This is a genomic window from Actinoplanes sp. NPDC051494 (assembly GCF_044454705.1).
Taxonomy (GTDB): domain Bacteria; phylum Actinomycetota; class Actinomycetes; order Mycobacteriales; family Micromonosporaceae; genus Actinoplanes.
This window is the reverse complement of record NZ_JBITDZ010000002.1, coordinates 347,780-370,917: the sequence shown is the minus strand read 5'-3', so window position 1 is coordinate 370,917 and position 23,138 is coordinate 347,780. Positions and strand designations below refer to the sequence as shown.

Genomic DNA, 23,138 nt, shown 5'->3' with positions numbered 1-23,138 from the left:
TTTTGGTGGCGTGAGGATTTTTGGTGGCGCAAGCCTGGAAAGATCTTCCTCTGGACCGGCCCATCAGCATCGAAGGACCGGGTGCGGCGATCTTGGCATTGTCGATCGAAACGTTACCGCCCGGCGCGCCGGCGATCATCGTCTATGCGGCGGCCGGCGAGCGGGGACCGGCCCCGATCATCGCGTCGTTGCTGGCGCTGCTGGACCGCAGCGCGCGCGAGCTGTTCCCGGTCTGGCTGCCGCAGGCCCGGCATCTCGACGGCCCGGCCGGCGCGGGCGTCACCGCGGCACGATCGATGGCGCTGCGCACGGCCGAGCGGCACGGTCACTACGGGCCCTTCCTGGCCGACCTCGCCGAGCGGGCCGTCACCCACCGGACCCGGCCGGGGAGCCGGCTCAGCGACGAGACCCGCGCGACCGGTCTGGCCAGGATCATCGCCGCCAGCTTCGACCGACCCCGCACCGCCCTTCTCGTACGGGTGCCCGACGCCCTGCCGCCCGTGTCTGAACAGGCGTTGGTGGCCGCCGCCCAATGGTTCTGCGATGCCGGGGCCTTCGGAGCCTGGTTCACCGGGGCACCCCTGCACGCTACCGACACCGTCGAACGCGTCCCGTTGTCCCTGCCCGCCGCCGCCACTCTGCCGCCCGCGGAGCCGTTACCGGCCGGCAGTGTCCGGTACCCCGCGATCGCGGGACACCCCCACCCGGCGAGCAGGGCCGAGCAGCTGCTGGAGGCGGCGCTGCGGACCGCGGACTGGGCCGCCGGCCGGGAGTGGAACCAGCCGCACCAGGTGCACCCGCTGACCAGCCCGGTCCGCCTCGACCTGCTCTGGCGCGCCGAACGCTGCGTCGTCGAGATCGACGGCCCGGAGCACCGCCAGGCGGATCAGTTCGCCGGCGACCGGCAACGCGACGTCCTGCTGCAACTTCACGGATACGCGGTGCTGCGATTCACCAATGACCAGGTCACCCAGCATTGCGATCTGGTGCTGTCACAAATTCGACAACTCCTTGTCGGCCGCCGGGCCGGGCACAACGAAAGGTCCCCTCATGTCTGACGTCAAGCTCTCTCTGCCGGAACGCGCATTACTGCTGATCCTGATGGCCGAGAACGTGGAATTGTCGAACCCGCAGATCGGGGAACGATTCGCCCCCGGCCTGAAACTGACCGGCGCGGGCAGGCTCAAATTGGACGACGCCAAGTTGATCGAATCCCGCAAGGGCGAGCGTGGCGCCTACTTCTTCACCATCACCGCTCAGGGCCGGGACTGGTGCCGGGAGGAGTTCGGCGGCGTCGTGCCCACGGGGGCGGGATCGGCCGGGCAGGCGCTGTACGCGGTGCTGCACGGACTGGGCCGTTACCTCGACCGGACCGGACTCGACCTGGTCAACGTGTACGGCGATCGGCCCACCGCCGTCGAACCCGTTCCCGTTGCCGACGAGCCCCCTACCGGCCAGCCCGGTTCTGGTCAGCCCGGTTCTGGTCAGCCCGGTTCTGGTCAGCCCGGTTCTGGTCAGCCCGGCGCGGCGGCGACGATCCCCGCCGACGAGATCGCGGTACGGATCCGGCGCGCCTACCGCAAGCTCGCCGACCCCGCGGGCGCCTGGATCGGCCTCGCCACGCTCCGGGACCATCTCGGTGAGGTGCCGAGCGCCGACCTGGACGGCGTGCTGCGGCTGATGGCCCGGATGCCCGGCGTGCGTATCGAGGAGGAGACCAACCAGAAGGCGCTGAGCGACCGCGACCGGGCGGCCGCGGTCACGATCGGCGCCCGGGAGCAGCACCTGCTGGCGATCGAGTCGCGATGAGCGATACCGGCATCAAGGCGCTCACCGGTCTCCGGATCAATTTCGCACCGACCCGCGACGACGTCTGGCACCGGTCGGAATTCCACGTCGACACGCTGCACCGCGACGTCGCGAACGCCGTCCTCGAGGCGATCGGCGACGCGCGGGAGAGCACCTCCGGCAGCCCGGTCGGGCTGGTGGTCCAGGGGCAGCGGGGCTCGGGCAAGACACACCTGCTCGGCTGGGTCCGCGAGCAGGTGCAACGCCAGGACGGCTACTTCTTCCTCGCCGGGCTGATGGACGGCACGCCGTTCTGGAACACCGTCGCCCACGCCATGCTCGACGGGCTGACCCGCCGGGTGGAAGGGTACGAGACCCAGCTCCGGGTGTTCCTGCGCCGGCTCACGCTGCTGACCGGGGTGCCGTTCGAGGCCCGGCAGGCCATCATCGGCGACGCGCCGCTCACCCGGGACGACCTCGAAGCCCTGATGAGGGCCCTGCACGAGTACGACCCCGCCGTCGCGAGCGCGTGCCGGCACACGGCACGCGCGGTGGCGTTGTACAACGCCGGTGACTACCGTGCCCGCGAGGTCGGCAACAACTTCCTGCTCTCCGACGAGGAATGCGAGCCGGGTGAACGCGGTCCATGGGCGCTGCCCCGGCGGGCCTACCCGGCGGAGCTGGTGGTCAGCGAACTTTCCTGGCTGATGGCACTCACCGGCCCGTCGGTCATCGCGGTCGACCAGATCGACGGTCTCCTCGCACCCCTGGCGAAGCCGGTCCACGGCGCCGACGAGCACGGATCGGTCCTGCTCGACCACATCGCCACCGGCCTCATGGACCTGCGCGAGAAGACCCACCGGACGCTCACCGTGGTCGCCGCCCAGCACTCCACGTGGGAGGTCATCCGTACCCATGCCCTCGCCTCGGTGCAGGACCGCTTCGTGGCCCGGCAGAACCTCGGGCGGATCCCCAGCCCCGGGGTCGGTCAGGCTCTTGTCGCCAAGCGCCTGGAACCACACTTCCGGGCGATGTCGTTCACCCCGCCGTACGCCACCTGGCCGATCCACGAGGACGCTTTCGACGAGGCCATGGACTTCATGCCGCGGGAGCTGCTGAGGACCGTCGCCGCGCACATCGCCTCGTGCGTCCAGGACGGAACGGTGCGGGAGCTGACCGACCTGCGCCTCCCGGACGCCGGTCAGGTCTCCCTGGTGCCGACGATTGCCGCGGTGGGCAACCTCGACGCGTTGGATGAGCGATTTCGAGGGCTGATGGCCGCGGCGGCGATCGGGGGTGCGCTGGCCCGGGACACCGAGGACACCGAACTGCCCGGTCTGCTCGCCGCGGGGTTGCAGGCCTGGATCACCGAGCAGGGCGACGCCGGGGTCACGTTCGAACAGGATCCGCCACCGAGTACGAAGCCGGCCCTGCACGCGCGGTTGCGGCGGACCATCGACGACGAGACCGAGCAGGAGGCGCACTGGGCGTTCCGGGGGATCTCGCCGGCGTATCAGGCGACCGCCGTGCTCAACCGGGTCCGCAGCGCGTGCACCGAGGCCGGGCTCGCCGGCGGGGTGCCCGACCGGCGGCTCTTCCTGCTGCGCAACACGCCCTTGCCGCCGACGCCCAAGAACAAGGAGGCGGCTGCGGCGTTCGAGGCTGCCGGGGGGCGGCGGCTGGAGGTCGGGGACGATGACCTGCGGGTGCTGTGGGCGCTTCGGGATCTGCTGGCCAAGGCGCCGGCTGATCTTGCCGCATGGCTGGTGTCGCGGCAGCCCACCCGGCGGGTGGCGTTCCTGCGGGAGGCACTGGCGGACGCCACCGCCGGGCTCGCCACCGGGCCGGCCACCGGAATGGCTGCGGGCCCGGCCGATGGGATGCGTACGGGCCCGGCCGCGGTACCGACCGGCCGGGCCTCTGGGCGGGCCTCCGTGCCGGCGCCCGGCGTCACGACCCCCGAGGCCACGGCGTCCGGCGTCACCAGGCCCGCAGTCACGAAGGACGATGCAGCGACGTCCGGCGGCACAAAACCGAGCGTCACGACGTCCGAGGGGGCGACGTCTGCGGGCACGGCGGGTGGGGGCGCGGCGTTCGGGGGCGCGGCGGCCGTACCCGCTGGGCCTGGGTTCTCGCTCGGGGTTTCCTGTGACACCGGCGAGCCGGTGGTGGCCGGGCTGGAGGCCCTTCGTAAGCATGTGGCGATTTTTGCCGGGTCCGGGTCGGGGAAGACCGTGCTGCTGCGCCGGGTGATCGAGGAGTGCGCGCTGCAGGGGGTCTCCGCGATCGTCCTGGATCCGAACAACGACCTGGCCCGGCTCGGGGAAGCGTGGCCGGAACCGCCGGCCGGGTGGGGGCCGGGGGACGCGGCGAAGGCGGCGGACTATCTCGAGAACACCGATGTCGTCGTTTATACGCCGCGGCGGGCCTCGGGGCGGCCGATCAGTTTTCAGCCGCTGCCGGCGTTCCGTGAGCTGATCGGCGACCCGGACGAGTTCGAGGCGGCGATCGAGTCGGCGCTGGCCACGCTCGCGCCCCGGGCCAAGGTGGACGGGCGGACGAGCAAGGCCGAGCGAGGGCGGGCGATCCTGAAGGAGGCGCTGGTCCACTATGCCCGGCGTAACCGGGAGACCACGCTGCGGGGCTTCATCGGCATGCTCGACGATCTGCCGGAGGCGGCGACCAGTTTCGAGGACGGGGCCGCGGCCAAGGTGGCCGCCGAGCTGGGGCAGGCGCTGACCGCCGCGACCGTGATCGACCCGCTCTTCGGCGGCATCGGCGAGGCCGTCGACCCCGGGGAACTGCTCACGCCGCGTACGGGAAAACGGGCCCGCGTCTCGGTCCTCAGCCTGATCGGTCTGCACGGCGACGATCAGCGCCAGAGTTTCGTCAATCAGCTGCAGATGGCGTTGTTCGCATGGGTGAAGAAGAATCCCGCCGGTGACCGGCCGCTGGGTGGGCTCTTCGTGATGGACGAGGCGCAGACGCTGGCCCCGTCGGGGGCGATGACCGCGTGCACCCGGAGCACGCTGTCGCTGGCGTCGCAGGCCCGCAAGTACGGCCTCGGCCTGATCTTCGCCACCCAGTCGCCGAAGGGGCTGCACAACCAGATCCCGGGTAACGCGGCGACGCAGAGCTACGGGCTGATGAACGCGCCGGTGCAGATCGAGGCGGCGCGCGAGATGGCCCGGGCCAAGGGTGGTGACGTGCCGGGGATCTCGCAGCTGCGTACGGGTGAGTTCTACCTCGCGCTGGAGGGTCATCCGTTCGCGAAGGTGCGGACACCGCTGTGCCTGAGCCATCATCCGCGGAGCCCGTTGACCACGGAGGAGGTCCTGGAGCGGGCACGAGCCGACTGAAAGATCCGGAAAAAAGATGTATTTGATCCCCCGCGAGGGGCTCTGGAGGGGTGCGGGACACGGATCGGCCGTCGTCCCGGATCGACAACGGGGGGATCAGATGTTCACCGACTCACCGGCCCGGCACCGCATCGTCGCGGGCGCCGCCGGACTGCTCGCCGCACCCGCGCTGGCCGGCCTCGCCGCGCCGGCGCTCGCCGCCGAGGACGTCACGACCGTGCCCGTCTTCGCGGTGGTGCAGGAGGGACTGACCGGCGACGAGGGCGCCGAGCTGGCCCGCACGTTCGGCACGCCCAACGCGCTCGAGGCCAACGGGTACTTCAGCTTCGTCGACCCGGTCGCCAACGCGCAGGTGCCGCTGACCGCGGTGCGGGGCCGGACGGTCAAGGACGAGTCCGGCCGGCCGGTCCAGGCCCAGCGGATCGACCGGGAGGCGCTGGAGCGGATCCGGCCGGTGAGCGACGAGACGGCACTGGAGCTGGGCGCGAAGCTGGTCGAGCAGTCGCGGCTCTCCCCCGGCCTCACCGCGGTGCCCGAGGTCAGCCACACCGAGCTGACCCTGACCGGGGCCCGGGCCGCCACGCACGCCGGCGACGCCCCGGTGCAGGTGTTCCCGCTGGACACGGTGGTCAGCTACCGGTTCGACCTGGCCGGGCTGCCGGTGACCGGGCAGGGCGCCAAGCTGCGCCTGACCGTCGGACCCGACGGCGCGGTCACCCAGCTCGCGCACGCGCTGCGCACGGTGGAGAAGTCCGGCGAGGTCGAGGTCATCGGCGAGAAGGCCGCGTACGAGGCCTGCGCCGCGCTGTACGGGCCCGAGGTCCGCCAGCAGGCCCCGACGCTCGGCTACCAGTTCCCCGAGCTGGCCGCCGACGGCGCGAGCGGCAAGGGCGGCGTGGCGGCGATCCTGCCGCAGTACACCTGCAACCCGGCCGACGGGGCCCAGGCGCACCGGCTCGTGCCCGCGGTCGAGGGTTCCGCGCCGGCCGGCAAGCTCGGCGCGGTCCGCAACGACGCGTCGATCAGCGCGTCGGTGTCGGTCGAGGGCGGCACCGCACCGTACTCGTACAGCTGGTCGTCGTCGAGCACCGTGCTCGGGTCCGCGGCCGGGGAATCGGTGGAGTACCGGCGGGAGCCGCGGGACCGGGAGGTCTCCGAGGAGCGGCTGACCGTGGAGGTCACCGACGCGAACGGGCTGACCGCCACCGCGTCCGTGGATCTGCCCGGTGACACCGAGGCGGCCGCGGAGCTGCAGCCCGGCGGGGGCGGCTTCGGCGCGCTGACGGTCGACAGGACCGATGTCGGGGTCGAGCAGACCATCGACGAGTGGAAGTGCGCCCAGGCCAGCGCGAACGGCTTCCGCACCGTCATGGCCGACCACGGTGTCGGTACCCAGTTCGACTTCCGGGGCGCGTCGGCGTGGGAGCGGGACTTCAAGGACCCGTCGCGGGGTGGGCAGGACAGCTCGTACGTGGACGACGTGGACGCCACCTGGTACACCGGGCACGGCTCGCCGAGCGGCTTCACGTTCAAGACGAACAGCGACGACAAGTGGATCACGCCGTCGGACGCCCGCTGGGGCAACCGCGACCTGGAGTGGCTGCAGCTCGAGTCGTGCCAGGTGCTTCGGGACACCAACGGCCAGCACGACTACTTCGGCCGCTGGCACCAGGCGTTCCAGGGGCTGCACATCCTCAACGGCTTCGACACGAACGCGTACTGCTCGGGCGGGGGCACGGGCGGGACGTTCGCCTCGTACCTCTTCCCGAGGAAGTTCCTCTGGTGGGAGGTCCGCCCGGCCTACACCGTGCGCAACGCCTGGGCCGCGATGGCCGTCGACCGGGAGCCGGCCGGGGTCCGTTTCCGCTCGATGGGCCTGGTCCGCTCGGACGGCGTGACCAATATCGGTGACTACTTCTGGGGCCAGGGCCCGGTCGGCCCGGACATCCTGCCGTCCTCGTCGCACCAGATGTGGTCGCTGTCCGGCGTGGTCTAGACAATCATCCGAGGGTACGGGGCGGGCGTCGCGAGACGTCCGCCCCTCAGCGGCTCAGCCACCACACGTCATGGGTGGTCGAGGCGGCGCCGGCACCGCTGATCTCCAGGCGGCCGTGCGCACCGAAGTCCAGCACGAGGCCGCCGTCCTCGCGCTCCCGTGTGTTCTCCAGGGTGCGGTTCAGCAGCCGGCAGAGCAGCACGAGCCCGGCCTCCAGGTCGTCGGCGTCGAGGTCGAAGCGGTCCGGGCCCAGGGTCCAGCCGGTGTCCAGCAAGAGCCGCGTCTCGCCGGCGGTCGCGGTGTCGCACAGCGTCAGGAACAACCATGCCTGCCTGATCCCCACCTCGACGACGAGAGCACCCGGACCCGGTTCCATGATGGACCACTGTACGACGTGGCAGGTCAGGCGGTGGCGGTGACGGCGGCGTGGGCTCCGCGGCGCCAGGTGAGCTCCGCGTGGTCGAAGCCGGCGGCCCGGGCGGCCCCGAGGTGCCAGGTCTCGTCGGGGGTGAAGTCGGCCGCCGGGCGGGTCGCGAACACCGCGCGGCGGCGGCGCATCAGGGGTGGCAGGGCCGCGCCGACCTCGTCCCACCAGCGTTCCCAGGCCAGCACGGCCTCGGCCGCGGTGGCCATCGACGGCAGCTCGCCGGTGGGCATCAGGTCGGCGACGACCAGGGTGCCGCCGGGGCGCAGCAGCGAGCGGGCCTCGGCGTACAGCGCGGCGGCCCGGCGCGCCGGCAGGTAGTGCAGGGTCATGACGACCGTGATCAGGTCGAACGGCGCCCGGTGGGCGACGGCGGCGGGCCAGGTGGGCGCGCCGAGGTCCGCTTCGTGGACGGTGACCGCGCCGCCGGTGCCGGCCTCGGCGAGCGCCAGCAGGACCGGGTCGAGGTCGAGCAGGTCGACGGTGGCCGACGGCCAGCGGGTGCTCAACCGTCCGGCGAAGACGCCGGGGCCACCGCCGATGTCGAGGACCCGGGCCGGCGTGCCCGCCGCCGACGCCACGGCGTGCTCGAACTCCCGCATGCCGGGCATGAAGCCGTTCATCATCTCGTCCCAGCAACGGCGCCAGTGGGTGAGTCGTTCATGCTGCAGGAGCGGGACCATGGACGGCATGGCATCACTGTAACGGAAGTCGTTTTCAGTAAGAGCTGAGACCCGTGAGAACCGCCAGCAACCGGTCGACCTCGTCGACGGTGTTGTAGACGTGCAGGCTGACCCGTACCGAGGTGGTCCGCTCGCCCTGTGGGCTCTGGCAATGGTCGTCGGAACGGACCATCAGGCCCTCGCCCGCGAGGATGAACCCCAGATCGTTGGAGCCGATGTCCCGATGGCGCAGCGTCACGATCCCGTGTCGCTGCTGCACCGGGGAGTCGGCGGCCAGCGAGGTCTGACAACCCAGCATCTCGTACGGGTCGAGCCCGCGCAGCCCGTCGGTGAGCCGCGCCGCCAGGGCCACCGTCCAGCGCGCGATCCGGTCCGTACCGGCCGCGTCCAGCCAGTCGAGGGCGGCCACCAGGCTGACGATGCCGGCGGTGTTCGGGGTGCCGCTCCACCCGCCCGGCGCGAACCGGGGGCCGCGCCGGTTGCGGGACCACACCACGCCGGTGCCGGGCAGCGCCATCGCCTTGTGGCCGGAGAACACCACGAAGTCGACGTCGAGCTCGGTCACCGACAGCGGCAGATGCCCGGCGCCCTGGGCGGCATCCAGGCAGATCACCACGTCCGGGCCGGCCGCCGCCCGCATCCGGTGCACGTTCATGTCGCCGCCGTACACGTGGTGCACGTGGGTCGCGGCGATGAAGCGGGTGCGGGAGGTGATCAGCGTGGCGAGGCGGGCGTAGTCGTAGTCGTGGGCGGCGTCGTACGGCAGCGCATGCACGGTGACGCGCACGCCCTGCCGGGCCAGGACCGCCACGGCGTCCAGCCAGGGCACGAGGTTCGCGCTGTGGTCCGCGTACGGGACGATGATCTCGTCGCCGTCGCGCAGCCACCCGGGGAGCCAGTCGAGGGCGACGGCCCGCAGCCCCTCGGTGGTACCGCTGACGAAGTCGACGCCGGAGCGGGCCGGGTCCGGATCGGCGAGGAACCCACGGACCCGGTCGCGGGCCTGATCGATGCGCGCGGTGGTGCGGTTGGCCCAGGTGTACGTGCCGCGCCCGGCGTTGGCGTTCTCGCCGGTGAGATACCGCGTCGCCGCGTCGAGCACAGCCCGGGGCTTCTGCGCGGTGGCGGCGCTGTCCAGGTACGCCGACCCCGGGTTCGCGGTGATGATCGGGAACTGTTCGCGCAGGCCGGCGGCCCAGTCCCGCAGCTCGTCGGGGAAGGGCGCCACCTCAGTCACGGACCAGCTCGGCACCGGCATCGCGCCAGGCGATGATCCCGCCGTCCAGCGAGCGCACGTCGGGGTGGCCCATCCGGGTGAGCAGCGCGGCGTAGCGGGCCGATTTCTCCCCCACCGGGCAGACCAGCAGCACCGGCTGGCGGCGGCCGAACGGGAGGCCGCCGTGCACGAGCTCGGCGAACAGCTCGTCGACGATGTTGATCGACCGGTCGATGTGCAGGGAGCGGTAGGCGAACGGTCCGCGCAGGTCGACGACGAGGGTCTGCTGCTCGGTGATCCACCGCTGGGCCTCGGGCACCCCGATGGTCCGGGTGGCCGCGAGCTCCGCGCCGGTCAGGGTGTGCACCGAGTGCTGCCGCGACGGCTGGCGGAACAGCTCGGGGCGGCGTTCCCGCAGGTAGCTCAGGTAGCTCTCGACCCGGTCGCAGACGATGAAGACCGCGGTCCGGCGCTCGGTGAGCGTCGCGTCGACACCGCGCAGGTACCGCACGGCCCCCTGGTACGCGCCGCCGCCGGTGGGGCCGGCGAGCGTGCCGCACCGGCGTACCAGGGTCAGCAGGCCGTCGATCGCCTCGTCCGCGCTGACCGTCTCGACGGTGTCGTAGACGCCGGGGTCGAACAGGCCGACCTCGTGGACCTCGTCGATGGTGCGGATGCCGGGGATGAAGTCCGATTTCGCGGCGACCAGACCGACGACGGTGACCTCCGGGTTGTGCTCGCGCAGCACGCGGGCGACGCCGGTGGAGGAGCCGGCGGTGCCGACGCAGGCGATGAAGTAGTCCGGGGCCCGGCCGTCCAGGTCGGCGACGATCTCGGGGCCGGTGCCCCGGGCGTGCGCCTCGGCGTTGAGCTCGTTGAAGTACTGGTCGGTGTGCAGGTACCCGGCGTCCGAGGTGGCCAGCGTCGCGTACATCCGGGTCAGCGGGTCCTCGGTGTCGGTGGGATCGAGGCACTCGGCCTGCCCGGGCAGCTCGTCGATCTCGGCGCCGAGCAGCAGTAGCAGGTCCTTGATCTCGGGGACCTTCATCCGGTTGGTGACGCTGCGGAACGACAGCCCGTGCATGCCGGCGATCACCGCGAGGGCCTTGGCGGTGTTGCCGCTGGAGAGCTCGACGACGGTGTCACCGCGCTCGGCGGCGGCGCGCAGCCCGGGGCGGACCATGTGCCAGGCGGCCCGGTCCTTGACCGAACCGAACGGGTTGAACAGCTCCATCTTCGCGTAGAGATCGATGTTGCGCAGGCCGTGCACAGCCTCGTCGATGCGGACCAGCGGCGTGTCGCCGATGATGTCGGTGACGCTGTCGTACCTCAAGCTGCTTCCTCCACGGGCCAGTACCGGTCGTCCAGGCACCATTGCCAGCCGTCCGGGGTGTCGCGCACGGCGACGGTGCGGGCGGGCGGTTGCATCAGCGCGTTGCCGGCGCTGAAATCCATGCAGTAACCGGCGGTGTTGGCGAACGCGAGCACGTCGCCGGGGCGCGGCAGAGCGGGCAGCGTCACCTTGCGGCGGGTGATCAGGTCCGATTCCAGGCACAAATTCCCGAGCAGGAAGACCTCCACCGGTACGGACCGGTGGTGAGGTTCCCTCAGCAGTACCGGATCCATCAGGACGCCGTGGTCCTCGATGCTGACGTCCCTGGCGTTGCAGGCGAGGCTCACGAGCGTGTCGCCGGTGCCCCCGGTGCGTACCTCGACGACGGAGACCAGGACCGCGCCGCACTGGTCGAGCAGGGCGCGGCCGGGCTCGATGTACAGGTCGTACATGGTGTCGAGCAGCAGGGTGCCCAGGTCCTGGCCCAGCGACGGGGCCCCGGTGGCGAGGAGCCGGTCGAGGTACGCGGCGCCGGCGCGCGGACGGTGGCCCGGATAGGCGCCGAGCGAGCCCCGGATCGTGCCGCCCTCGTTGCGCAGGCCGTACCCGTAGCCGTTCCAGGTCATCGGGGGCCGCCGGCCGAGGACCGCGGCGGTCAGCTCGGTGGTCCAGTCCTGCCACCGGGCCGGGTCGGCGAGGTAGTCGACGCCGAACCCACCGCCGATGTCGATCGCCCGAGGGCGCAGTCCGCGCTGATGGGCCTCGTCCATGGCGTGCAGGCAGCCCTCGAGCGCGACGGCCTTCTCCGGCAGGCTCTGGCTGTCGAGGTGATAGGCCACGCCGTGCAAGTCGAGCTCGTCGCGGTGCTTCTCCAGCACCTCCCACAACGGGCGCAGGTCGCCGGCCCCGGTGCCGAAGCGGCTCGGGCGGGTCAGCACGTTGGTGCCGGTGGAGGTGAACCCGGACAGCCGCGCCATGACCCGTACCCGGGCAAGACCGTGCCTGACGACAAGCTCGGCCAGCGTGCTCAGCTCGGCCACCGAGTCGGCGTTGACCGTGACGCCGGTACGGGCGGCCAGCCAGAGGAAGTCGCGGGTCTTGGGCCCGGTGGCCATGATCCGGTCCGGGGTGAAGCCGGCGCCGAGGGCGTGCTGCAGCTCGCCGAGCGAGCCGACGTCGATGCCGGCGTCACCGGCGGCGAGCGCGCGGACGAGGGCGCTGGAGCGGTTGGCCTTGTGCGCGTAGTAGATCTGACCGTCGAGGTGGTGCTCGCGGTAGACCGCGCGAAAGGTCTGAACATTGCGGGTGACCTGCGCCGGCAGGACCAGGTTGAGAGGGGATCCGAGCGCGGCGACGAGCTGGTGGAGCAACGCGCGCTGCCGCAATACCGCTCGCAGCTCACCTTCCACGCGCGGTTCAAGACGCGGCGCCATCAATCTCCCCCGGTGGGCGGACCCTCAAGGTAATCGATGCGTCACCGGACGGCTACCCTATGCAATTTTGCGCATGTGGGCATGTGGTTCGCAGATCTCTCAACCCGGGTTTCCCGCGACCGATGAGAGGGCTCCCCGACAAGTTCCTTGGAGGAACGCATGCCCGTGCCGAAGCCGATGCGGTGGTCCCTCGCCGCGGTCCTCGTCCTCACCACCGCCTCCGGTTGTGGGAGCACCGCCGCGATGACCACCGTCAGCTCCCCGCAACGCGGCGAGATCGGGATCGCGCTGCCCACCACCACGTCCGCCCGATGGGTCGGCGACGGCGAGAGCATGCAGCGCCAGTTCGAGCTGCTCGGCTACCGGACCGACCTGCAGTACGCCGAGGACGACGTCAACAAGCAGATCAGCCAGCTCGAACAAATGATCGCCGAGGGCGACAAGGCCCTCGTGATCGGCGCGATCGACGGCTCCGCGCTCAAGGACGTGCTGGCCAAGGCCGCCGCCAAGAAGATCCCGATCATCTCGTACGACCGCCTGATCCGGGACACCCCGGACCTGAGCTACTACGCGACGTTCGACAACTACAAGGTCGGCGTGCTGCAGGCCACCTCGATCGTCGACGACCTGGGCCTCAAGAAGGGCAAGGGCCCGTTCACGCTCGAGCTGTTCGCCGGATCAGCCGATGACAACAACGCCACGTTCTTCTTCAACGGCGCGATGAGTGTGCTGCAGCCGTACATCAGCGCGGGCAAGCTCGAGGTCGCCAGCGGTGAGACCGCGTTCGCCAAGGTCGCCACCCAGCGCTGGGACGGCAAGATCGCCAAGGCCCGGATGGCGAGCCTGCTCAGCTCCACCTACACCGGCAAGCGGGTCGACGCGGTGCTTTCGCCGTACGACGGCATCAGCCGCGGCATCATCGAGGCGCTCAAGGAAGCCGGCTACGGCGGCTCCAAGGCCCTGCCGGTCATCACCGGGCAGGACGCCGAGCTCGATTCCGTGAAACTCATCGTGTCGGGTGAGCAGAGTGAGACGGTTTACAAGGACACCCGGGAGCTGGCGAAGGTCGCCGTCCAGATGACCAACTCGCTGCTGACCGGGGGCAAGCCCGAGGTCAACGACACCAAGCAGTACGACAACGGCGTCGAAGTGGTGCCGACGTTCCTGCTGCAGCCGGTGAACGTGGACAAGTCCAACTACGAGCGCGTGCTGGTCGACGGTGGTTACTACACCGCAGACCAGATCAACGGCTGAGTTCACGGGTCATCGACGCAGAACAGGAGTGACACGCATGAGCACCCGACGCGGCGCCGTACAGCGCTTCAACGACCTTTCCGTACGCACCAAACTGAGCGCGCTCGTCGCGGCGAGTGTCGCAGCGCTGGCCACCTGCCTCACGGTCACCGTCGTCAACAACCGGACCGCGGAGCGTACGGCCGACGAGCTGGTGAACCTGAACGCCGCCAGCGCCCTGGTGCTGCAGCTGGACCGCGAGGCCAGCGAGCTCAAGGTCAACGGGCTGGAAGCGGCGATCCGCAGCGACCCCGGCGCGCAGGTCGCCCTGCTCAAGGACCAGGTCGCCGTCACCGGCGACCTGATCACCAAGCTCGACGCGGTGACCCTGCCCGGTGGCCTGGACGCGGCGGTCGAGCGGATCAAGACCGTGACCGCCGACTACTCGGCCACGCTGACCCGGTACGTGGCCGGCGCGGCCGCCGACCCGGCCAGCGCCCGCCTCTCGTGGGAGCAGATCGGTGTCGACAACTACCTGATCAGCTCCGTGCTCACCAACGAGCGCGGGCTGTTCGCGGACACCGTCACCAACGCCCAGCGGGCCGCCGAGGACAGCCGGGCCCGGGCCGAGCAGATCCTCTGGCTCACCGTCGCCCTGGCCGCGGTCGTGGTCGTCGTCCTGGCCTACTTCGTGGTCAAGTCGATCACCCGGCCGCTGCAGCGGGTCCAGATCGCCCTGCGCGCCATGGCCGACGGTGACCTGACCGTCGACTCCGGCGTCCAAGCCCGCGACGAGGTCGGCCAGATGGCCCACGCCCTCGACGAGGCCCAGGCCAACATGCGCCGCATCGTGTCGTCGGTGGCCGGCTCCGCCCAGGCGGTCGCCGCGGCCGCCGAGGAGATGTCCTCGACGTCCAGCACCATGAACGACTCGGCGGCCCAGGCCGCCACCCAGGCCCACGGCGTGTCCCAGGCCGCGGCCGGCGTCTCCGAGAACGTGTCCCTGGTCGCCAAGGGCACCGAGGAGATGGGCGCCTCCATCCGCGACATCGCCCACAACGCCACCGAGGCGGCCCGGGTCGCCGGGCAGGCGGTCGAGGTCGCGGAGGCCACCACCGCCCAGGTCGGCAAGCTCGGTGAGTCCTCCACCGAGATCGCCACGGTGATCAAGGTGATCACCGCGATCGCCGAGCAGACCAACCTGCTCGCCCTCAACGCCACCATCGAGGCGGCCCGGGCCGGCGACGCCGGCAAGGGCTTCGCGGTGGTCGCCTCCGAGGTCAAGGACCTCGCCCAGGAGACCGCCCGGGCCACCGAGGACATCTCCCGCCGGGTCCAGGCCATCCAGTCCGACACGGCCGGCGCGGTCACCGCGATCGGCGAGATCACCTCGGTCATCGCCCACATCAACGACTACCAGGCCACCATCGCCTCGGCGGTCGAGGAGCAGACGGCCACCACCGAGGAGATGAGCCGCAGCGTCGCCCTGGCCGCGGCGGGTGCCGGCGACATCGCCACCAACATCACCGGCCTGGCCACCGCCACGCAGGTGAGCACGGAGGGCATCGCCCAGTCCAAGCAGGCGGTGGGCGAGCTGAGCACGATGGCCCACAACCTGCAGACGCTGGTCAGCCACTTCCGCTACTGATCCACCACGAAGCCGGTGCCCCCATCGATGGCGGCACCGGCCTCGTGCTGTCCCTGTCAGCCCGTTTGCCCTGACGAGTCAGCTGACGTGCCTGTTCTGGCGACCGGTGGACCCGCCACCCCGAGCAGGCCCCCGGCGTCAGGTGGCGGGCATGGCCGGGGAACGCTGCCCGAGCCACTGCTCTGCGCCCCAGGCATGGAACCGCTCCACCTCGGTGAAGCCCAGTTTCGCCGCGAGGCGCATCGAGGCGATGTTGTCGGACCGGGTGAAGAGCACGACCGGCTCACCGGGCAGGGCGTCGTCGAACCAGTCGAGGACCGCGGCGCACGCCTCGGCGGCGTACCCGGATCCCCACGCCCCGGGCAGGAACAGGTAACCGAGGTCAGCCTTGCCGGCCGCGGCCGGGCGACGGTCCTGCGGCACCCTCCGGAGCAGGACCTGGCCGATCATCGCCCCGTCGAGCTCGACGACGAAGCTCCCGGGCCACCGCTCGGGCGTCGCGGGCATCTCGCGCTCGGTCGCGGCCCGCGGCTGAGGTCCGCCGAGGTACGTGTTCACCTCAGGCGACACCAGCAGCTCGATGAACGCGGGCCGGTCCCGGGCCGCGGATTCCCGCAGCACGAGCCGCTCGGTGCGGATCGGTTCGGGTGGCCAGACAACGGGTCCGAGCTCCATCATGCCGGCCAGCCAACCAGCAGTCCCGGCCGCGATCAAGACCACCCCCGCGGCGATCGACCGCGCAGGCAGAAGGGGCACCCGGCAGGGTCGCGCAGGACCCGCAAGCCCGGACCGTCTCGGTCGTCATGCCACGTGACACCGGCACAGATCGCGGCGACGCGTGCTACGGCATGCCGCCCACACCAGCAACAAAACGACGGATCACTCTTTGTTTCTCGATGATCGCCATCAGGGCAGCGACAAATGGAGCGGGTTCCAGATCACCCCGGATCGCCAGTTGCTGGCTGTAACTGGCGCAGAGGGCCACGAACACCTCGGCGATTTGTGCGGCGTCCTGACGCCGTTCGGGCACCAGCTCGGCGACCGCGGCCCGCTTGGCGGCGAGCTGCTGCCGCACGACGACCGCCAGCTGCGGCGACACCGCCGCCTCGGCGTAGATCTGGGCGACCAGCCGGGCATGGTCGGTGTCGCGTGCCGACCTGCGCACATGCTCGAGGAAGCCGGCTACCGCCTCGGCGGTGAGCGCTCCCGGCAGAGCCTCGGTCCCCTGCTCGCAGACGGCCACGACGATCTCGTCCTTGCTGGTGAAGTACCGGTAGATGGCTCCGTTCGAGAGCCTGGAGGAATACCTGAAATCCCTCCGCCTGGAACTCAGCGACGAGCACTACCGACGGCTGGACGAGGTCAGCGCACCCCGGCTGGGGACCCCGCACGAGGACGTCGCCGCCGCCCTGAGCCACGGCGCCGACGGCGACCGCACGCTGCTCCAACCGCACGGGGTCCCCGTCGTCTGATCGCTATCGACCGAACCGCGGCGCCGGCGCCGGCTGGGTGATCCCGTCACGCTTGCCAAAGGTCTTCCGGTACGCCAGGTGCGCGTCGACGACGGCCTCCGAGCGCGACAGCACCGGGGCGACACAGGCGTCGGACGCTTCGAACACCGCGGCCCACTCGTCGCGGGTCCGGGAGCGGAACGCCGTGGCGAAGCGTTCCCGCAGCACCGGCCAGCCCGCACGGTCGTACTGGGTGGGCAGTTCACCGTCCACACCGAGCAGGCGCACGAACTCGGCGTAGAACTGAGGCTCCAGGGCGCCGACCGCGAGGTAGCCGCCGTCCGAGGCCTCGTAGACGTCGTAGAACGGGGCCCCGGTGTCGAGTAAGTTGAGTCCTCGCTCATCTTGCCAGGCTCCGGCGGCACTCAGGCCGTACAACATGGTGGTGAGATGGGCCGCGCCGTCGACGATGGCCGCGTCGACGACCCGGCCGGTGCGATCCGGGTCGCGCAGCGCGGCGAGCAGGCCGACCACCAGATAGAGAGAGCCGCCGGCGAAGTCGCCGAGCAGGTTGACCGGCACCTGGGGTGGCCCGCCGGCCCGGCCGATGGTGTGCAGGGCGCCACTGACGGCGAGATAGGTGATGTCATGGCCGGCGGTCGCGGAGCGGGGACCGTCCTGACCCCAGCCGGTCATCCGGCCGTAGACCAGCCTCGGGTTGCGGGCATGGACATCGGCCGGGCCGACACCCAGACGTTCGGCGACCCCGGGCCGGAATCCCTCGATCAGGACGTCGGCATTCCCGGCGAGGCCGAGAACGATCTCCCGGCCGGCGGGTGTCTTCAGGTCAGCAGCGATGGTGCGCTTGCCACGATTTAGCAGGTCATGCCGAGGATCGATGGCCAATGGCGACGGCGGTCCGGGCCGGCGGGCCGGCTGCGGCGCCGGACCGGCCGGGCGATCGGCGGCCGGCGGTGGCCCGGCCGAGCGACCAGCGGTCGGCGGCGGGCCGGCCGGGCGACCAGCGGCCGGCGGGCCGGGACGGTCGACGCGGATGACGTCGGCCCCGAGGTCGGCGAGCAGCATGGCGGCGAACGGGGCCGGCCCGATCCCAGCGAGCTCGACGACGGTGAGTCCGTGCAACGGTCCCATGGCAGGTCCTCAGCCCTCAGCGAAGGTCGGCAGAACGGGAGTCGGCGGGCCACGGCACGGCAGGCCCGGCCACAGGCGAGCCGGCGGACCCGGACGCGGGCGGGGCGACGGGCGCGGGCGGGGCGACGGGCGCGGGCCCGCGCGGGACAGCGGGCCTGGGCGAGACAGCGGGCCTGGGCGAGACAGCGGGCCTGGGCGAGACAGCGGGGCCGGGCGAGACAGCGGGCCTGGGCGCGGGCGTGACCGGGGTGACGGGGTGGAAGTCGGTGGGGTCGAGGTGGGCGGTCCGGCGGCGGTATTCGGAGGCGGGGCCGGGCCAGTTGGTGACCACTCGGCCCGCCTGGTTGCGGTACCAGCTTCGGCAAGCGGTCCAGACGCTGGTGGCGAGACGCTTCTGGAGGGCGTTGTCGTAGGAACGGGCCACTTCCGGCCGTACCTCGAGGGGATGTGTTGTCGATTGCAGATGGTCGACGGCCTGGACTATGTAGCGGGCCTGGGATTCGTGAAAGTAGACGACCGAGGTGTTGCCGGTGTTCGTGTTCGGGCCGTAGACCAGGAACATGTTCGGGAAGCCCGGCACCGTCATGCCGAGGTAGGCGTGGGCGCCCTCGCGCCAGGCGCCGGCCAGCGTCACACCGTCGCGGCCGGTGACGGTCAGCGACGTCAGGAATTCTGTCGCGGTGAAGCCGGTGCCGTAGACGAGGATGTCGCATTCGTGGTGCTGCCCGTCGGTGGTGCGGACGCCGGTCCCGGTGATCTCCTGGATCGGGGCGGTGACCAGATCGACGTCCGGGCGGGTGAGCGCGGGCAGCCAGGTGCTGGTGAACAGCACCCGCCGGCAGCCCATCGGGTCGGTGGGGGTGACCCGGGCGCGCAGGGCGGGATCGCGGATCTGCCATCGGCGTTGAGCCCGCGAGACGGCCCGCAGGACGGCGCCGGTGAAACGGTTGCCGAGCACCGCCGTGCCGGTGAAGACGGTCATGGCCCAGGTCCCGGCCCGGGCGGGTCGCATCAGGGTGGGGAAACGGCGGTACAGCGAGCGGCGCGCGGTGCCGTACCTGCGGTCGGGTTTGGGCAGGGTCCAGGGTGGGGTGCGCTGGAAGACGGTGACCCGCTCGGCCCGGCCGGCGATCGCGGGGACGAGCTGGACGGCGCTCGCGCCGGTGCCGATGACCGCGACCCGGCGGCCGGTGACGGACAGGGCCGCGTCCCAGCGGGCGGTGTGCAGGGCGGTTCCGGTGAAGCGGGCGGCGCCGGGCAGGCCGGGGATCGCGGGGCGGGTCAGCTGGCCGACCGCGGGGACGAGCACGTCGGCGTGGATCTCGGGGCCGCCGGCGACGGTGAGGCGCCACCGGGTTCCGTCCCAGGTGGCCGCGGTGACGTCGGTGGCGAGACGGACGGCGCCGGTGAGCCCGGCCTCGTCGATGCAGCGGTGCAGGTATTCGAGGATCTCGGCGTGCGGTGGGAAGCGGCGTGTCCAGCCGGGATTCGGGGCGAACGAGTACGAGTACAGCGGCGCGGGCACGTCGCAGGCGCAGCCCGGGTACGTGTTGTCGCGCCACACCCCGCCGATGCGGTCCGCGCGTTCGAGCAGGAGCAGGTCACGGTGGCCGGCTCGGTACAGGGCCGCGGCGACCGCCACCCCGCCGAAGCCGGCTCCGATGATCGCGACGCTGGGCATTCAGTGTCCTGTGTAGAGCGCGTCGATGTGTTTTTCGTACGCGCGCAGTGCCGGTCGTCGTCTGACCTTCATCGTCGGGGTGACCAGGTCTCCGCCGGGCTGCCACACGTCGTCGACGACCTCGAACGCTCTGATCTGTTCGGGGCGGGACAGGGTGCGGTTGGCGGCGTCGATGCCGGCCCGGACGGCGTCCTGGTCGGTGGGGACCTCGGGGTCGAGCACCAGCAGCGCGACCAGGTAGGGGCGGGCGTCCCCGGCGACGATCACGTGCGCGACCGCCGGGCAGTGGGTCCGGATGGCCATCTCGACGGGCGCGGGGGCGATGTTCTCCCCACCCGCGGTGATGATCAGTTCCTTCTTGCGGTCGACGATGGTCAGGTAGCCGTCGTCGTCGCTGGTCGCGATGTCCCCGGTGGGCAGCCAGCCGTCGGCGTCGAGGTGGCCGCCGGTCACCATCGGACCGCGGACGAGGAGTTCGCCGTCGTCCGCGAGGCGGGTCTCGACACCGGGCAGCGGCAGCCCGACCGTCCCGGGCCGGACCGCGCCGGGCGGATTCAGGGTGGCAAGACCGGAAACCTCCGACATACCCCAACCCTCACTGATGGGTACGCCGGCAGAGCTGAGAAACTCCACCATGGCGGCCGGGGCCGGGGCGGCGGACGTGATGGCGACGCGGACCTGGTCGAGTCCCAGCGCGGCGAGTCTGGTGTCCGGGGGCAGCGTGGCCAGGCCGGCGGCGATCCGGCGCCAGACCTGGGGAACCCCGCCGAACAATGTGGGCCGTACGTCGCGCAGCGCGGTGACGATCTCGCGCGGGTCGGCGAGCGTGGTGACCTCGGTGCCGGCCCAGGTGTGCAGGTAGTGGTTGGCCCAGCGGTCGGCGATGTGAGCGGAGGGCAGGAACGAGATCAGCCGGTCGCCGGAACGCATGCCGAGCGCGGGCGCGCTGGACCGGCACATCGCGACCATGTTCGCGTGGGTGATCTCCACGCGTTTGGGCGCCCCGGTGGTGCCCGACGTGTAGACGAGCGTGAGCAGGTCACCGGGCTGGATGTCCACCCGGGGCAACTCGGCGTCCGGCCCGTCTTGCGCCAGGCCGTCCTCCACCATGATCAGGTTCTCGAGGCGGCGGCCATGCAGCAGCGGGGCGAGGCGGCGTTCGGTGACCACGGTACGGGCGCCGGAGACGTCGAGCAGGTGACCGATCTGTTCCGGCGAGGAGCTGTGGTACAGCGAGAACGGGACCGCGCCGAGGTGCTGGGCGGCGGTGTCGACGAGGTGGAACTCGGGACGGTTGGTGAGCAGCAGGGCGATGGTGTCACCGCGGCCGACCCCGAGGGCGCGGAGCCGGACGGCGATCTGGGCGGCGCGGGCCGCATACCCGGACCAGGTGATGGTGGTGTCCCCGCCGACGGTGCGCAGGGCGACGGCATCGGGGATCCGGGCCACGGTGGCCTGGAACGCAGCGCAGAGAGTGGTGGCTTCGCCACCGGGGGTGGCTGTCATGCTGCGGAACGTTATCAACCTGTTGGCAGGTTGCCAATAGCCTCCGGGAAGACCTGTTCCACGATCGCCAGCAATGTCGTCACCAGCAGAAGGTGCACCTGCGCCCGGGTCAGCACCCCACGCTGCAGCCACTCCCGCGCGGTCGCCCGGGCCAGCGCGACATAGGACCGCACCATCCCCCGCAGCTCCTCACGATGAGCGGTGTGCCCGGCGAGCCCGACGGCGACCAGCACACTGTCGGCCGCGACATCCTCGGCCTCGGCCAGCACCCGGTCCACATCGGCGTCGCGGCCCACCCCACCGGCGCCGATCGCGGCGAGCCACGACGTGCTGTGCCGGGACACCACGTCGAGGAACCAGATGACACTCGCGTCGACCCGGGTGTGCAGGTCACCGTGCGGCAGCTGCTGCACCGCGACCTCGGGAATGGTCACCAGCACCCGGATGACCTCCAGGTAGAGATCTTTCTTGGTGCCGAAATAGTGGTTGATCAGGCCCCGTGCCACACCGGCCTCGCGGGCGATGTCCGTGGTGGAGACGTCCGGATACGGCCGGTCCCCGAACAACCGCACGGCACAGTGCAGGATCTGCTCCCGCCGCACGTCCGGCTCCAGCCGCCGGCGCCCACCCACCGCCTCCACGCTCACCGGGTGACCTTACCCATCGCGTGTTACAGCCTCGTCGGGCGCGGGCGGCGGCAGCGCGGCGAGCGCGGGCGGCCGCAGCGCATCGAGCGCGGGCGCGAGCGGCAGCAGGGCGTCGCGGACCAGCTCCGGCAGGGACCCGGACGGGACGACGAAGCCGGGCATCGACGGCATCGCCCCGGTGGAGCGCAGCCATTGCCGCAGTGCCACCTTGGCCGCCGCCCCGACAGCGGCGGCGAGCACCTCGGCCGTCATCGGGTCGGCGCCGGGACAGCGGCCGACGATCGCGTCGGCCAGCGGCTCCTCGATGGAGGTGACCGTGTCGGCGTAGCGGGCGCGCAGGTCGGGGCTCGACGCGATCATCAGCATCGCCCCGTGGGGATGCTCGTCGGCGTCGGCATAGAGCCCCACGACCGCGTCGATGACGGCATCGCCGAGGCCGACCCGGGCCGGGCGGGCGACCACGGTCGCCACGACATGAGCCGCGCGGTCCGCGGTGACCGCCGCGACGATCGCCTGCTCGCGACTCGAGAAGTAGTTGTTGTAGGTGCGGGGCGAGACGCCCGCCGCCTCGGCGATGTCCTCGACGCGGACGTTGCCGGGCCCACGCTCCAGCGCGAGGCGCAGGGCCGCGGCCTGCAGGGCCTCGCGGGTGGCGCGCTTCTTTCGCTCGCGCAAGCTCGGCGGTTCGGTCATGGCGGTCAGTCTGCCACGAAATATGCGTGGGCGCAAAATTGCGTGCACGCAATAATCTGCTACGTTGGATCCGGCCCCGACCCAGGAGAGGACCGACCACCATGCGAGCCAGAGGCATTGCCTACAGCACCGGATTCGTCATCGACGGCATCAACTCGGTGGAGCCCTTCGACCCCGACCTGGTCCGCCGCGAGCTGGCCGTCATCCGCGACGACCTGCACTGCAACGCCGTCCACATCGTCGGCGGCGACCCTGAGCGCCTCGAGTTCGCCGCCCGCACCGCGGCCGGGCTCGGGCTGGAGATCTGGTTCTCGCCCTACCCGCTCGAGCTGGAGCCCGAGCAGGTCCTCACCCTGTTCCTGGACTGCGCCGACCGGGCCGAGCGGCTGCGCGCACAGGGCGCCGAGGTCGTGCTGGTCACCGGCGCCGAGCTGACCCTCATGGTCCGGGGCTTCGTCGACGGCGCCCACCTCGACGACCGCCTCGACGGGCTGTTCAGCGAGCCGGACCGCCGTGCCGAGCGGATCGGGGCGGCCCGGGCCCGGCTCGACCGCTTCCTGCGCACCGCCGTGCCGGCCATCCGCGAACGTTTCCACGGCAGACTCACCTACTCGGCCATCCCGTTCGAGGGTGTCGACTGGACGCTGTTCGACATCGTGACCCTCGAGCTCATCCGCTCCGCCGAGGTGGCCGGCCAGTTCCGCGAGGCCGTGCGCGGTCTCGTCGCCCAACCCGAGACGCCCCAACCCGGGGCGGCCCAGACCGAGACCGCCCAGACCGAGACCGCCCAGACCGAGAGGGCCCAGACCGGGGCGGCCCAGACCGGGGCGGCCCAGACCGGGGCGGCCCAGACCGGGGCGGCCCAGACCGGGGCGGCCCAGACCGGGGCGGCCCA

The 23,138-nt window shown here is 71.6% G+C and carries 19 protein-coding genes and 1 pseudogene; 8 read left to right on the top strand and 12 right to left on the bottom strand.

Features of this window, described 5'->3' with window-relative positions; translation table 11 throughout:
* Nucleotides 1-23: 23 nt before the first annotated feature.
* From ACIA6A_RS08415 to ACIA6A_RS08400, 4 genes are all read left to right on the top strand, one after another.
* A complete protein-coding gene (locus ACIA6A_RS08415; RefSeq protein WP_396096812.1) occupies nt 24-1,058 on the top strand; it encodes an endonuclease domain-containing protein in 1,035 nt (344 codons plus the stop codon).
* Nucleotides 1,051-1,809 (top strand): hypothetical protein, encoded by a 759-nt coding sequence (locus ACIA6A_RS08410; protein WP_396096811.1) that lies wholly within the window; start codon nt 1,051-1,053, stop codon nt 1,807-1,809. Before ACIA6A_RS08415 ends, ACIA6A_RS08410 begins: the two co-directional genes overlap by 8 nt.
* On the top strand, nt 1,806-5,147 hold the full coding sequence (locus ACIA6A_RS08405; RefSeq protein ID WP_396096810.1) for a helicase HerA domain-containing protein: 3,342 nt from the start codon (nt 1,806-1,808) through the stop codon (nt 5,145-5,147). The genes ACIA6A_RS08410 and ACIA6A_RS08405 overlap by 4 nt, the downstream gene beginning before the upstream one ends.
* Nucleotides 5,148-5,247: 100 nt before the next feature.
* The gene (locus ACIA6A_RS08400; protein ID WP_396096809.1) at nt 5,248-7,143 is read left to right on the top strand and encodes a DUF6345 domain-containing protein; all 1,896 of its coding nucleotides are present in this window, start codon (nt 5,248-5,250) and stop codon (nt 7,141-7,143) included.
* A 46-nt stretch (nt 7,144-7,189) separates the two neighbouring features.
* On the opposite strand, the gene ACIA6A_RS08395 is transcribed toward ACIA6A_RS08400, so the two are convergent.
* The 5 genes from ACIA6A_RS08395 to ACIA6A_RS08375 are packed head-to-tail and all read right to left on the bottom strand — an operon-like array spanning nt 7,190 to nt 12,232.
* Nucleotides 7,190-7,519, bottom strand: coding sequence for a hypothetical protein (locus ACIA6A_RS08395; protein ID WP_396096808.1), 330 nt, complete (start codon nt 7,517-7,519; stop codon nt 7,190-7,192).
* A gap of 26 nt (nt 7,520-7,545) precedes the next feature.
* Nucleotides 7,546-8,259, bottom strand: coding sequence for a class I SAM-dependent methyltransferase (locus ACIA6A_RS08390; protein WP_396096807.1), 714 nt, complete (start codon nt 8,257-8,259; stop codon nt 7,546-7,548).
* A 25-nt stretch (nt 8,260-8,284) separates the two neighbouring features.
* Entirely contained in the window at nt 8,285-9,487 is a 1,203-nt protein-coding gene (locus ACIA6A_RS08385) for an aminotransferase class V-fold PLP-dependent enzyme (RefSeq protein WP_396096806.1), read from the bottom strand.
* Complete coding sequence (locus ACIA6A_RS08380; RefSeq protein WP_396096805.1) at nt 9,480-10,799, bottom strand: pyridoxal-phosphate dependent enzyme; 1,320 nt, start codon at nt 10,797-10,799, stop codon at nt 9,480-9,482. The genes ACIA6A_RS08385 and ACIA6A_RS08380 overlap by 8 nt, the downstream gene beginning before the upstream one ends.
* Nucleotides 10,796-12,232, bottom strand: a complete 1,437-nt coding sequence (locus ACIA6A_RS08375) for a Y4yA family PLP-dependent enzyme (RefSeq protein ID WP_396096804.1) — start codon at nt 12,230-12,232, stop codon at nt 10,796-10,798. Before ACIA6A_RS08375 ends, ACIA6A_RS08380 begins: the two co-directional genes overlap by 4 nt.
* A gap of 159 nt (nt 12,233-12,391) precedes the next feature.
* Here ACIA6A_RS08375 and chvE point away from each other — a divergent pair, with 159 nt between their 5' ends.
* Nucleotides 12,392-13,486, top strand: coding sequence for a multiple monosaccharide ABC transporter substrate-binding protein (chvE, locus tag ACIA6A_RS08370; protein ID WP_396096803.1), 1,095 nt, complete (start codon nt 12,392-12,394; stop codon nt 13,484-13,486).
* Between the two features lie 37 nt (nt 13,487-13,523).
* The gene (locus ACIA6A_RS08365) at nt 13,524-15,113 is read left to right on the top strand and encodes a methyl-accepting chemotaxis protein (RefSeq protein ID WP_396096802.1); all 1,590 of its coding nucleotides are present in this window, start codon (nt 13,524-13,526) and stop codon (nt 15,111-15,113) included.
* Between the two features lie 138 nt (nt 15,114-15,251).
* Here ACIA6A_RS08365 and ACIA6A_RS08360 read toward each other — a convergent pair whose 3' ends face one another.
* Both ACIA6A_RS08360 and ACIA6A_RS08355 read right to left on the bottom strand, forming a co-directional pair.
* Complete coding sequence (locus tag ACIA6A_RS08360) at nt 15,252-15,869, bottom strand: GNAT family N-acetyltransferase (RefSeq protein ID WP_396096801.1); 618 nt, start codon at nt 15,867-15,869, stop codon at nt 15,252-15,254.
* Nucleotides 15,870-15,954: 85 nt separating this feature from the next.
* Nucleotides 15,955-16,356 carry a hypothetical protein gene (locus ACIA6A_RS08355; RefSeq protein ID WP_396096800.1) on the bottom strand — a complete coding sequence of 134 codons (402 nt, stop codon included), beginning with the start codon at nt 16,354-16,356 and terminating at the stop codon, nt 15,955-15,957.
* A gap of 34 nt (nt 16,357-16,390) precedes the next feature.
* Between ACIA6A_RS08355 and ACIA6A_RS08350 the strand changes: the two genes are divergently transcribed.
* Nucleotides 16,391-16,585 carry a hypothetical protein gene (locus ACIA6A_RS08350; protein WP_396096799.1) on the top strand — a complete coding sequence of 65 codons (195 nt, stop codon included), beginning with the start codon at nt 16,391-16,393 and terminating at the stop codon, nt 16,583-16,585.
* 3 nt (nt 16,586-16,588) lie between these two features.
* Here the strand turns inward: ACIA6A_RS08350 and ACIA6A_RS08345 are convergent, their stop codons facing one another.
* The 5 genes from ACIA6A_RS08345 to ACIA6A_RS08325 are packed head-to-tail and all read right to left on the bottom strand — an operon-like array spanning nt 16,589 to nt 22,243.
* Nucleotides 16,589-17,716 carry a CaiB/BaiF CoA transferase family protein gene (locus tag ACIA6A_RS08345; RefSeq protein WP_396096798.1) on the bottom strand — a complete coding sequence of 376 codons (1,128 nt, stop codon included), beginning with the start codon at nt 17,714-17,716 and terminating at the stop codon, nt 16,589-16,591.
* Nucleotides 17,717-17,732: 16 nt separating this feature from the next.
* Nucleotides 17,733-19,397: an FAD-dependent oxidoreductase gene (locus ACIA6A_RS08340; RefSeq protein WP_396096797.1), complete on the bottom strand. Its 1,665-nt coding sequence runs from the start codon at nt 19,395-19,397 to the stop codon at nt 17,733-17,735.
* A complete protein-coding gene (locus ACIA6A_RS08335; RefSeq protein ID WP_396096796.1) occupies nt 19,398-20,903 on the bottom strand; it encodes an AMP-dependent synthetase/ligase in 1,506 nt (501 codons plus the stop codon).
* A gap of 14 nt (nt 20,904-20,917) precedes the next feature.
* Entirely contained in the window at nt 20,918-21,550 is a 633-nt protein-coding gene (locus ACIA6A_RS08330; RefSeq protein ID WP_396096795.1) for a TetR/AcrR family transcriptional regulator, read from the bottom strand.
* Nucleotides 21,551-21,559: 9 nt separating this feature from the next.
* The gene (locus ACIA6A_RS08325; RefSeq protein WP_396096794.1) at nt 21,560-22,243 is read right to left on the bottom strand and encodes a TetR/AcrR family transcriptional regulator; all 684 of its coding nucleotides are present in this window, start codon (nt 22,241-22,243) and stop codon (nt 21,560-21,562) included.
* Nucleotides 22,244-22,344: 101 nt separating this feature from the next.
* Here ACIA6A_RS08325 and ACIA6A_RS08320 point away from each other — a divergent pair.
* Nucleotides 22,345-23,138 (top strand): annotated as a pseudogene (locus ACIA6A_RS08320) (hypothetical protein); the annotation flags it as partial.